Origin of the sequence: Litorivita sp. NS0012-18 (assembly GCF_040371945.1) — a bacterium.
Taxonomy (GTDB): Bacteria; Pseudomonadota; Alphaproteobacteria; order Rhodobacterales; family Rhodobacteraceae; genus Litorivita.
The window spans coordinates 47,911-59,043 of sequence record NZ_BAABWS010000006.1 but is presented as its reverse complement, the minus strand read 5'-3'; the positions used below and the strand labels follow the sequence as shown (position 1 = coordinate 59,043).

General features: G+C 59.5%; 10 protein-coding genes. 4 read left to right on the top strand and 6 right to left on the bottom strand.

Going from position 1 to position 11,133, the window contains the following annotated elements; all coding sequences use genetic code 11:
* Positions 1–1,204: oligosaccharide flippase family protein (locus ABWV64_RS15430; RefSeq protein WP_353346884.1), on the top strand; the 1,204-nt coding region annotated here is incomplete at its 5' end.
* Positions 1,205–1,210: 6 nt separating this feature from the next.
* Here ABWV64_RS15430 and ABWV64_RS15425 read toward each other — a convergent pair.
* The 6 genes from ABWV64_RS15425 to ABWV64_RS15400 form a co-directional block, all read right to left on the bottom strand.
* Positions 1,211–1,993 (bottom strand): hypothetical protein, encoded by a 783-nt coding sequence (locus tag ABWV64_RS15425; protein ID WP_353346883.1) that lies wholly within the window; start codon positions 1,991–1,993, stop codon positions 1,211–1,213.
* 329 nt (positions 1,994–2,322) lie between these two features.
* Positions 2,323–2,583 carry a spike base protein, RCAP_Rcc01079 family gene (locus ABWV64_RS15420; protein WP_353346882.1) on the bottom strand — a complete coding sequence of 87 codons (261 nt, stop codon included), beginning with the start codon at positions 2,581–2,583 and terminating at the stop codon, positions 2,323–2,325.
* Between the two features lie 86 nt (positions 2,584–2,669).
* Complete coding sequence (locus ABWV64_RS15415) at positions 2,670–2,933, bottom strand: hypothetical protein (RefSeq protein WP_353346880.1); 264 nt, start codon at positions 2,931–2,933, stop codon at positions 2,670–2,672.
* A gap of 11 nt (positions 2,934–2,944) precedes the next feature.
* Positions 2,945–3,778 (bottom strand): CpsD/CapB family tyrosine-protein kinase, encoded by an 834-nt coding sequence (locus ABWV64_RS15410; RefSeq protein WP_353346878.1) that lies wholly within the window; start codon positions 3,776–3,778, stop codon positions 2,945–2,947.
* Positions 3,779–3,800: 22 nt separating this feature from the next.
* Complete coding sequence (locus ABWV64_RS15405; protein WP_353346876.1) at positions 3,801–5,363, bottom strand: GumC family protein; 1,563 nt, start codon at positions 5,361–5,363, stop codon at positions 3,801–3,803.
* Positions 5,363–6,211: an ExeA family protein gene (locus ABWV64_RS15400; RefSeq protein ID WP_353346874.1), complete on the bottom strand. Its 849-nt coding sequence runs from the start codon at positions 6,209–6,211 to the stop codon at positions 5,363–5,365. Before ABWV64_RS15400 ends, ABWV64_RS15405 begins: the two co-directional genes overlap by 1 nt.
* A gap of 616 nt (positions 6,212–6,827) precedes the next feature.
* Here ABWV64_RS15400 and ABWV64_RS15395 point away from each other — a divergent pair.
* From ABWV64_RS15395 to ABWV64_RS15385, 3 genes are all read left to right on the top strand, one after another.
* Positions 6,828–7,547, top strand: coding sequence for a sugar transferase (locus ABWV64_RS15395; protein WP_353346872.1), 720 nt, complete (start codon positions 6,828–6,830; stop codon positions 7,545–7,547).
* 264 nt (positions 7,548–7,811) lie between these two features.
* Entirely contained in the window at positions 7,812–10,268 is a 2,457-nt protein-coding gene (locus ABWV64_RS15390; protein ID WP_353346870.1) for a tetratricopeptide repeat protein, read from the top strand.
* A gap of 256 nt (positions 10,269–10,524) precedes the next feature.
* Positions 10,525–11,124: a polysaccharide biosynthesis/export family protein gene (locus ABWV64_RS15385; protein ID WP_353346868.1), complete on the top strand. Its 600-nt coding sequence runs from the start codon at positions 10,525–10,527 to the stop codon at positions 11,122–11,124.
* Positions 11,125–11,133 lie beyond the last annotated feature (9 nt).

Sequence of the window (11,133 nt, the reverse complement as noted above, 5' to 3'; positions counted from 1 at the left end):
GACGGTTTTGACGGCGCTGAACCTGCTCACGGACATTGGCATCATTCGATCGATCACCCGTGACGAGGACGGCGCCAGCGATCATTTTCTGCGCGTGGCATGGGCGGTGAAGCTGCGGCGCGGTGTGGCGATTGCCGGATTGGTTCTGCTTTGTGGGGCATCGGTTTTTGTCTTGGCGCCCTATTTGGCCAAAGAGGGCACGGTCTATGCCGATCCACGATTGCCCGGACTGCTGGCGTTGACGGCTTTGGCTCCGCTGTTTTTGGGGCTGGAATCCACCGCCAAAGAACTGGCGAACCGCACGATGGAATTTCGCCGCTTTGTCGGGTTGATGCTGGGTGCGCGGGTCTTGTCGATCGCAGCGATGATCGGCTTTGCGATGCTTTCCCCGACAGTTTGGGCTTTGATGCTGGGCGCGTTGACCTTGAATATGCTGCAATGCGCCGGATCGCATCTTTTGCTCAAGGGGCCGAAAATGCGCTTTGTGCGCGATGCCGAGATTGAAGAGCGTCTGTGGAGCTTTGGCAAATTCATCATGGGTTCCTCGGCGTTCAACTTGCTGGGCAATTACACGGCACGGTTTTTCCTCGGCGCGATGATGCCCGCTGCGGCCTTTGGATATTTCGCGGTTGCGATGATCTGGATCGATGCAGGCCGTATGGTGATCTTGCGGGTCGGCGGCTTTGTCGGCCAAGCCACATTGGCAGAGGTCCAGCGCAAAACCCCTGCGCGCGTGCCGCAGGTGTTTCAGCGCCTGCAACTGGCGATCGACGGGATTTGTATCGTGGCTTTTGCCGCCTGTGTGACGGTTGGGCCCTATGTGTTGGGCCTGCTCTATCCCGAGCGCTTTGCACCGGTGGGTGATTATATTGGCATTTTGGGTCTACAATTTTTGGCGATGCGCTTTGCACCCTTTGGCGCGCTGTTGACCAATGCGGGCGATAGCCGTGCCATCATGGTCAACAGCGCCCTGCGTGCGGTCGGCGCGATGGTGATGGTGCCCGTCGGGTTTTCGATGTTCGGAATCAAAGGCGCGTTGATCGGGGCCGCCTTGGTGCCCATCGCCGGTGCGCCCTATTTCGTGATCAAGGCACGCCGCCTGATCACCCGCGGCTCGTTCGTGCTCGGCTGGGTCTGGATCATGGCGGTTTTGGCCATTGCCCTTTTGATCACCCAAACCGTGGATGTGCCTGCACCAGCTTAGCCTGCGCTAAATCTCGTAGCCAAAGGCCGCACAAACCCCAGCAGGAACCTGCAGGCGCAGGCTGGGCAGGTGTTCGGAGATTTCACCGCGCCAAGCCTCATTGCCATAATAGTCCTGATAATAGCTTAGGTCTTTGGCGTTGGATTTGGTGGATTTCTGGATCAGCTGAACCTCGGCGGCAGGGTCTTGCAACAGCGGACGCAGCCGCTCAAAAACCCCAGCTTGATCCAAGATGATATCTTCGAATTTCACCACCTGATAGGGCAGGCCAGCCGCCTCCAACTGTTGGATCAGCACATGGTAGGACGCCAGTTTTTCGGCATAAAGCGCGGCGGGTTTGAGGCTTTTTCGATCAAGATTTTCGCGCCCTGCGGTCTTCCAATCATACTCCAGAAAGGCGCCAAAAGAGGCCGGCCGAGCCGCAAGGTTTTCATAGGGGTTTTTGTATAGCGACAAAAGCCAAGACGCCGGATGGCGCACATTGAACACCACAGGCACCCCGTCAAAGGCAGAAATATCGTCGAAATAGGTGGCAGTATGTTTCCATGCGTGGGTCGGCGGCACCCCGTCAAATACTGCGTCAATCCGGCGTTGAAATTGCCCCTCGAAATAGGGTTTCAATCGCGCGGGTCCATATTTCGAGGCTTTGCGCCATGCCCATGTGCGGCGCATGAAATCAGGATCGTTTTCGCGCACCACCGACGGCAAAACCTTTGAGGCGCTATTTGTCTCGATCAACTTCTTAAGCGCATTGGTCGAGGTATTGCGTTCGCCAAAAATCTTGATCATGGGCGGGCTTTCTATAGGGGCGCCCCCGAAACGGCGGCAGGGCATTTGAAATATTGTCTCGCACAAAGAGGCGGGAGCCAAAGGCCCCTGCTCTTTGGGTCTTTTGCCATGCCGCAGAGCGGGTTGCACGTTTTCTTGGCCGCAGGTGCCGCAATCAACGCAGGACTGTGGCGAAGTGATCAAAATTGCCGCCGTTTCGCTGTGAATTGCCCTGCGTATAAGGATGCTTCGATCTGGCGCGGCAGGGCGCTTACATCCATCAGGCATAGAAAAGGGCCTTCGAGCATCCGCTCAAAGGCCCTCAGATTTTCAATCCGTTGCGGCGCGGGTTACGCCAGTCCGACAATCCCCGTCGCCGTGGTGCCCGTGGCATGGATGCGAATGGCGCGCACGGGAAACGGAATGCCCGCTGCGACAAAGACATCGCCCACATCACCGGCCACGGTTTGCACCCGCACGATGCCCGCCGCCGCCACATTGATGGCGCGGGTCGCCACGGCCAGATCGGCGCCGTCATCCGGCGTGACGGCAAAGACGCGGCTGGCGGGGCTTTGCAGGCTGGCTTGGTGGTTTTGGAAAATATCGGACATCGGGGCAGGCTCCTTGAAGGTTTGGCCGCACGTCTGGGTCGCGCGGCTGCGGCTTGGATTTGGCCCCGAAAATAGGCCGCAAGGGGTTAAGCGTTTCGCCCATCACCGCGCGGTGGCACCGCAAGCCGTCGCAGCAGGTAGAGCGCCGCCATGCTGCACAGCGCGCCCAAGCCCAGCCAGACACCGCCCGATTGCGCCGTATAGACTGCGCCGCTCAACGGATCAAAACACCGGCCGGCCTCGTTGAAGCAGGCGCGCCATTTATAGGAGAGGTGATAAAAGGCGGCAAAACAGCCCGCCGCCGAGAGGGCAAACAGCAAAACCGCGGTTTTGAGTAGGGCGCGCGCCACCGGATCGCGCCCTAGTAATAGCCATAGCCGTAATTGGCGCCATAGGCCCCGCGCGCATAGTTGCATTTGTTGAGAACGACGCCCATCACATTGGTGCTTTCGGCCACTTGGCGTTCCACCACATCGATCTGCGCGATCGAGGTTTTTTCCGCCTCGACGATGATCAAGGCCGCATCGACCTGATGCAAAAATCCGAAACTGTCATCGGCCCCGTGCAGGGGCGGCATGTCAAAGAGCATCAGATCGGGCGCGTAGCTGTCTTCGATCTGTTCCAGAATGTCGACCGTCTGGCGGCTTTGCAGCAATTCGGACGATTGCGTCACCGCCATATTGTTGAGGCCGAAGGCCAGATTGGCCCCAAGGCGGCGGGCGTGATCGGCAAATTCCACCTTGCCGCGCACCACATCGGCCATGTTATGGGCCGAGGCCTGACCCAAGACCTTGCCCAAGGCCGGACGGCGCAAATCGAAATCCAGCGTGATGGTGCGAAAATCATCCTGACGCCCCAAGGCAAAAGACAGGTTCGCCACAGTGGTGGTTTTGCCCGCCGAGGCATTGGGCGAGACCACAGCCACGCGGCGCCAGCCCTGTTCGCGGATCTGCTGCATCACGCGGGTGCGCAGCAAATCGTAAGGCGCGGCTTCCGATCCGCCGCTGACCGCCAGAACCCGTTTGCGCGCCAAGGCCCGCTCGTCCACATCCAGCGCCGTAAGCGCCTCCCATGCGGCCTCTTTGCCGTAAGAGCCGCGCGAGGCGGCCCCTGCGGAAATGCGCGTGCCTGCGGGGGCGGTGCCGTCCTTGCGGCTGGCGCGGGCTTTCTCCAAAGCGATCTGCAAACGTTCCATTTCGTCTATCTCCTGTCGCGCGTCAGCCGCGGAAGCCGATTTTATCCATGATCCGGTCGGCAATCAGATCGAGAGGTTTGTAATAGGTATGCACGCCGTACAGCATGGCGGGGATCAAGGCACAGACCAGCAAGATCGCCATAAGCAGCCGCATCCGGCGCATCGCCTTTTGTTTGCGCGTGCGCAGGTAGGGGATGGTCACAATCGGGGTGATCCCCAATTTGTTGACCAAATCCTCGGGGCGGCGCACCGAGGTGTTCAAAAGTTCGAGCAGGACGATCAACGCGCCCCCCGCGCCAAGCCCCGCAGCAACCCCCATCGCGGACAACAAAACACGGTTGGGTTTGGTTGGCTGGCTCGGCACTGCGGGCTGTTCGATCACCGTCACCCGTTGCCCGCGCGAGAGGGTTTCGATCCGCTCGCCGGTAGAGGCTTTGGCCAAACGCGCCACGGCACCGTTGTATTGGTTCTGCACGTTTTCGAAGTCACGTTGCAAGGCGGCGATGGCAATGGCATTGGCGGGGGTGCGCGACAATCCGTCGGTGATCCGCGCCAATTCCTCGTCGATCGCGGTTTTTTGCTCTTCGAGCAACTGCGTGCGGGTGTCGATCTCGCCGAGCTGCAAATCGAGCATGGCGCGCGCCGGATCGATCTCTTCGGAGGCCTGCGCGGCGGTCTCGTCACCGGAGGGGTCGTTTTGCTTGGCGCGGATTGTCTCTTCAAGCTGGCTGATACGGGCACTCAAAAGCTTCACCGTCGGGTGCTGCTCGGAGAAGACCAGCCGCGCTTCGGCCAGATCGTCCTTGAGCTCTTCGAGCTTGACCTCTTCGCTGCTGCGCAGATCGCGGGTCGTGGTATCGAGCCGCCCCGTGGCCTCATACATCTGTTCGAGGCGCAGGCGCTGCTCGCGCAGGTTGGTGATCTCGCGGTCAAGCTGCAATTGCCGGTCCTGAAGGCTCGATTGCTGGCTGCGCAGATAGTTCTGGTTCTCCGGCAAAGCATCGGCATTTTCGCTTTTGAATTTCAAAATACGCGCCGACTGGATATCCAGCTCGGCGCCAAGCCGCGCCACTTCTTGCTCGAAGAATTCTTGTGTCTGGCTGGCGCGGTCCGAGCGAAATTGCGCATCCTCTTGCAAGATCAAGGTCAGATATTCATTGAGAACCGCCGCCGCCTTTTGCGCCTGCGAAGCCTCAAAGCTCATCGTCATCAAGGTGGCTTTGTTGCGCCCCGAAGAGCTGCGGATCTTGGTGCGCGCGCGCATCCCGTCGACGATTTGGTCAGGGTTCATGTTCTCTTGATCGTCGAGCACATTGAGCCGTTTGGCGATGTCGAGCAGGTTGTTACGAGTCAAAAGCCGCGTTTCGAACAATTGCAATTGCTCTTCGGGCGGAAGTTGCACCGTGCTTTCGGCCAGATCGCCAGGGATTTGCGAGCTTTCCACCACCAACCGCGTCTGGCTGACATAGGCGGGGGGCAAGGTCATCGCCGCCGTGATTGCAAAGCCCGAGATCAGCCCCGCCACGATCAAGGCCAGCGGCAGGCGCCGGACAATGATCGAAAAATAATAATGTATCGTGGTCATCAGCTGTCTTCCTTCACTTCACGCACGGCGCCGAAAAAGACGCCATCGTCGAGCACGCTTTTGATTGTCGCCTCATTCACCACCGGAGTTTCGGCGCTCCATGCATAAAGCATCGACAGATCGCATAACTGGTTGACCAGACGCGGCACCCCGTCGGTATTGGCATAGACCAAGGCGGCGGCCTCGGGGGTAAATTCCGCCCCCGTGCCGCCCGCGGTGCGCAAACGGTGGGCGATATAATCGGCCACGGTGGCCGCATCCATTTCATTGAGATGGAAACTGGCGGCGACACGCTGCGCCAATTGGCGCATTTCGGGTTTGCGCACGATATCGCGCAATTCGGGTTGGCCGACGAGGATCAATTGCACCAACTCATCCTTATTGGCGTTGATATTGGTCAGCATGCGGATTTCTTCCAGACCTTCAACCGAGAGGTTTTGCGCCTCGTCGATGATCAGGACCACGCGCCGTCCGGCGGCATATTCCTCGATCAAGAAGTCCTGAAAGGTCTGGAACATTTTCACATATTCCATGCCCGCGGTTTCGATCCCGAAGGCATTGAGCACCCATTGCAACAATTCGCCCCGCCCGCCTTGGGCGTTGGAGATCAGCCCGACCGTCAGCCCCTCTTCCATCCGCCCCAAAAGCGCCTGTAGCAATGTGGTCTTGCCCGAACCGACCTCGCCGGTGATCAAGGTGATCGGCGCGCGCGACAAGATCCCGAACTCAAGCACCGAAAAGGCGCGCTGGTGTTGTTTGGACCAATATAGAAAGCTGGGATCGGGCAGGAGAGTGAACGGACGTTCGGTCAGACCGAAAAAATCCGCATACATCGCTTCAGTCGCCATAAGTCAATAAGCCTATCCCGGGGCAGAAAATAACCTGCAATTATGGTCATATATACGGGCAGCAGACTTCGGAATAAAGCCCAAGCCCCGCGTAAGAGGCGCAAATGACACCGGTTTCCCTCACCTTTCGCCGCGCTGCGGAAAAAATGCGCCGCATATCGAGATATTGTTGCCCAGATGGCGATCCGCGCGGCGCAACCCCTCTGTGGCCAAGCGGCAACTTACCCCCGCGTCAGAGCGCGAATTGATTCTGTTATTACCCGCCAGAACGACAACAATCTTTGTAAAATTTGAAGATTATGCCCGTAGTCTGCGCATAATGCCTATTTTAGCCGCAGTGCAGCATTTTCCTGAAAACAGCAAAAGATATTATAAATCAAAAACTTGCCGCATTTTTTGCGCAATTTTAGCAAAAGATTTCATTTACATCGCCTTAAATGCGACCTTAACTTGAAGGTGGAACTCGTCTGCTGATGCTGCCAATCCGACTATGACATGTATCCAAACGGCCCTAAGGCGGGCTGGTAGGATCAGTAATGTAAACCGGACCTGTGGTGCCATTGTGCCCATGTTATCATGTAGACACGACCGCTTTTAAAACTGGATACTTTTTATTATGACCCTTCACCTTCGCCAGATGCCTTTGGTGCCGACCAGCTCTACAAAGCTGCTGCCGCGCCGCGCTGGTCAGACCACACCGCCGCATTTTCGGCCCGATCAGGTCTATGCCAAGCGTTACAAACGCATTTTGGATCTCGCATTTATAACTCTTGCCCTTCTGGTCTCCGGCATTGTGCTGCTGCCGCTTATGGCCGTGATCATGCTTGCCATCGCCTTGGATGGCGGCAAGCCGATCTATACCCAAAAACGTCTTGGACGCGGTGGCCGCGTCTATGAGATTTACAAATTCCGCACCATGGTGCGCAACGCCGATGTGGAGTTGGAAAAACACCTCAAGGCCGACCCCGAGGCCCGCGCCGAATGGGATGCGCATCAAAAACTGGTGGTCGATCCGCGCATCACCCGCGTCGGGCGCTTTCTGCGCAAGACCTCGCTCGACGAGCTGCCACAGTTGCTCAATGTGATTAAAGGCGACATGAGCCTTGTTGGACCGCGCCCGATGATGGCCGACCAACGCGCGCTTTATGAGGGCGAGGCCTATTTCGCCATGCGTCCGGGCATCACCGGATCGTGGCAGGTCTCCGATCGCCATGCCTCGCATTTTGCGGACCGTGTCGGCTTTGACGACCAATATCACACCGACCTGAGCCTGAAGACGGATACCAATATCCTGATGCGGACGGTCATGGTGGTGCTGCGCGGCACCGGTTGCTGAACCGGCTGCTGCGGGTCACTTCGCTTTTTGGCTAACGGCTCTGCGCCGCCTTTGTTTCAAGGGCGGCCTTTGCGTATCTGCGGTGCCGCATTGCACCTGAGCGGCGCGATCGGGCGATATGCCGCGAAATCGCCTTTGAATTTGCGCAGTGTCGCTCACAATCAACACACATAATTGCGAAGACATCCCCGCCATTGACCTAAAGACACTCAGGCGCCTGACTGTTATGCTGCGCCTGTCATTCAAAGACTAGGAATATCGATCTTGAAACGCATTCTATCCGCTCCCGCATTGGCACTTGCGCTGACCTTGTCGCTTGCCGCCTGTGATAACGCTGAAACCCGCGCCCAAAAACATTTTGAGGCCGCGCAAGCCTATCTTGCCGAAGGTGATGGCGACCGCGCCTTGGTCGAGCTGCGCAATGTTTTCAAGCTGAACAGCGAACATGCCGAAGCACGCATCTTGATGGCCGAAACCCTGCGCGAGCGGGGCAACCTCAAAGGTGCCTATTCGCAATATCTGCGCTTGGTCGAACAATATCCGTCTAATCTTGCGGGCAATACGGCGCTGGCCGAAATTGCCTTCCAGACCAACAACCCCAACGAGGCGCGTAAATTCCTCGAAGCGGCCACGGCCATCGACCCCGATGTGCCCGCGCTGCAAGCCATCGGCGTGGCGATGGATTACCGCGATGCGATGCGCAATGATGACGGCACCGGCCGCGCCACCGCCATCGCCGCCGCGCGCAAACTGGTCGAGACCGATCCCGCCTTGCTCAATGCGCGGCAGGTTCTGATTGCCGAACTGATCAATGGCCGCGACTGGCGCGGGGCCCTTGGCGAGGTGGATGCAGGGCTTGCCGCTGCGCCGCTGGAGCGCCCCTTGCACGGGCTGCGCATCAAGCTTTTGGATCAATTGGGCGACAAGCCCGCCGTCGAGGCGCAATTGGTGCGCATGACCGAGCTTTTCCCCGAAGACCTCGCCGTGAGCAGCGCTTTGGTGCGCTGGTATATTGCCGAGGGCAAGGCCGACGAGGCCGAGGACTGGCTGCGCGCGCAGATCCAGCCGGACAACGAAGACCCCGGTGCGCGGCTGACCCTGATCCGTTTTCTGGCCGAGATCAAAGGCGGCGAGACCGCTTTGGCCGAACTGGACGCGCTGAGCAAACTGGACCCCAAACCCGTCGATGTGGCCGCCCATCAGGTGACATTCGATGCGCTGCGCGGCGGTTTCATGTTCACCGCCGGTCAGCAGACCGAAGCGCTGAACCTGATGGAAAGCCTCGTTGCGGGGGCCGAACCGAGCGAGGAAATCGACCGGATCAAAGTCACATTGGCCCGTATGCGCGCCACCACCGGCAATCAGGTCGGCGCCCGCCAGTTGATCGAAGAGGTGCTCGAACATGACCCCGGACAGGTCGGGGCGCTGACCATCAAGGGCGCGTGGCTTTTGGAAGACGACAAGACCGACGAGGCGATCATCACCCTGCGCACCGCGCTTGGCGAGGCGCCGCGCAATGCCGATATCATGACGCTTCTGGCCCGTGTGCACGAACGCGAAGGCAATCACGAACTGATCGGCGAGATGCTGTCTTTGGCGGTGGAGGCATCGGGCCGCGCGCCCAAAGAGTCGCTCAACTATGCGCGCTATCTGATGAAAGAGGCCAAATACCGCTCGGCCGAGGATGTGCTTATCGAGGCGCTGCGGTTGCAAAACAACAATGTCGATATCTTGATGCAGCTGACCCGCGTGCACCTTGAAATGCAAGACTGGGCCCGCGCCGAACAAGACATCCGCCGTCTGGGCCAGATCGGCACCGAAGAGGCCAGCGCCGGCGCCACCGAGATGCAGGCACAGCTGTTTGCCCGCCAGGGCAAGGCCGATGACCTGACCAAATTCCTTGAAGACCGCGCCAATACCGGCGAGGGCGGCGACGGGGCCGCGGCGGCGGTGATCCGCTCGCATATCATGGCCGGCCGTGTGGACGAGGCTTTGGCGCGCGCGCGCGAACTGACCGTGCAAAGCCCCAATGATGCAGGGTCGAAATTCGTTCTGGCCTCGGTTTTGAGCCTGTCGGGCAAGACGGCGGAGGCCGAGACCCTGCTTCAAGAAGTGCTCAAGGACGCCCCCAAGAGCGAGCCGGCATGGACCACGCTTTATGAATTGCAAATGCGCCAAGGCCGCACCGATGAGGCCCGCGCCACATTGGACGCGGCGCAGGTCGCGCTGCCCGACAGCGGCACCTTGAAATGGGTGCGCGCCGGTTTCTTGGAGCGCGAAGGCGACATCGAGGGCGCGATTGCGATCTATGAAGGGCTATACGAGGAAAACAGCGGCGTGCCGGTGGTGGCCAATAACCTCGCCAGCCTGCTGTCCACCGCGCGCGATGATCCCGAAAGCCTAGAGCGCGCCTTTGTGGTGGCCCGCCGTTTGCGCGGCACCACCGTGCCCGCCTTCCAAGACACCTTTGGCTGGATCTCCCACCGGCGCGGCGAATATACCGAAGCCCTCGAATATCTCGAACCGGCGGCCAAGGCCTTGCCGCAAGAGCCTTCGGTGCGGTTGCATCTGGGCCTGACCTATCAATCTTTGGGCCGTCTGAATGAGGCGCGGCGCGAAATTGAAGCCGCCCGCGATATTCTGGCCGAAAGCGGGCGCCCCTATCCGGCGCTGCGCGAAGAGGTCAAAGCCGCCATCGCCGCCCTGCCGCCCGCGCAATAGGCCGCAAGACCTAGGGCGCGCGCACGCGCCGCCTGCCATATCTGGCCCGTCCCTTGACCTAGGGGCGGGCCTTTTGCCTTGGCGCGGGCAGGCCAGAGCCGCGCCAAAGAGCCGATGGCGCGAAATTCATGAGGGTTTTCAGTGCGGCTTTCCCGCTGCACCCCAAAAAATACTGGTATGGGCCGTATCGACAGCGTAGAGAATCCCTTAGGATTAACGAAATCTGATTGATCTGACGAAGATAGAGGGACCACCCATGTATAAATTTGTGATCGCACTCGCCGTGGCGGTGCTCGCACTGGCGGGGATGACGGGCGAAGCGGGCGCCAAGTCGCGCTACTCGATCCAGCCGGGCGACATTCTGCAAATTGAAGTTCTGGAAGATAAAACCCTCAACCGCAGCGCCTTGGTTCTGCCCGATGGCACCATCAGCTTTCCGGTCGTTGGCACCGTGCGCGCTTCGGGGCGCACCGTGGACGCCGTGCGCGCCAATCTGACCGCAGGTCTGGCGGGCAATTTCGCCACCACGCCCAATGTCTATGTCAGCGTCGCGCAACTGGGCGAGCGGGCAGGCCCCGCCGCACCGGCGACCATCTCGATCTACGCCATGGGCGAGGTCGCCAAACCGGGCATGTTCGAAGCCGAGCCGGGCACGACCTTGTTGCAGGCTCTCGCTTCGGTGGGCGGCTTTAGCAAATTCGCCGCTGTCAAACGCGTGCAACTGCGCCGCGCCGATCCCAAAACCGGCATCGAGCAGATCTATATCTTCAACTACAAAGGCGGCGGCATCGCCGGCTCAACCCCGCTTCGGGATGGCGATGTGATCGCGGTGCCCGAACGCAAGCTCTTCGAATAGGGGCATATC

Coding starts and splice junctions, on each gene's coding strand:
- ABWV64_RS15395 (WP_353346872.1), top strand. CDS start 6,828: ATGACCCTTCACCTTCGCCAGATGCCTTTGGTGCCGACCAGCTCTACA.
- ABWV64_RS15420 (WP_353346882.1), bottom strand. CDS start 2,583: ATGTCCGATATTTTCCAAAACCACCAAGCCAGCCTGCAAAGCCCCGCC.
- ABWV64_RS15425 (WP_353346883.1), bottom strand. CDS start 1,993: ATGATCAAGATTTTTGGCGAACGCAATACCTCGACCAATGCGCTTAAG.
- ABWV64_RS15405 (WP_353346876.1), bottom strand. CDS start 5,363: ATGACCACGATACATTATTATTTTTCGATCATTGTCCGGCGCCTGCCG.
- ABWV64_RS15385 (WP_353346868.1), top strand. CDS start 10,525: ATGTATAAATTTGTGATCGCACTCGCCGTGGCGGTGCTCGCACTGGCG.
- ABWV64_RS15400 (WP_353346874.1), bottom strand. CDS start 6,211: ATGGCGACTGAAGCGATGTATGCGGATTTTTTCGGTCTGACCGAACGT.
- ABWV64_RS15410 (WP_353346878.1), bottom strand. CDS start 3,778: ATGGAACGTTTGCAGATCGCTTTGGAGAAAGCCCGCGCCAGCCGCAAG.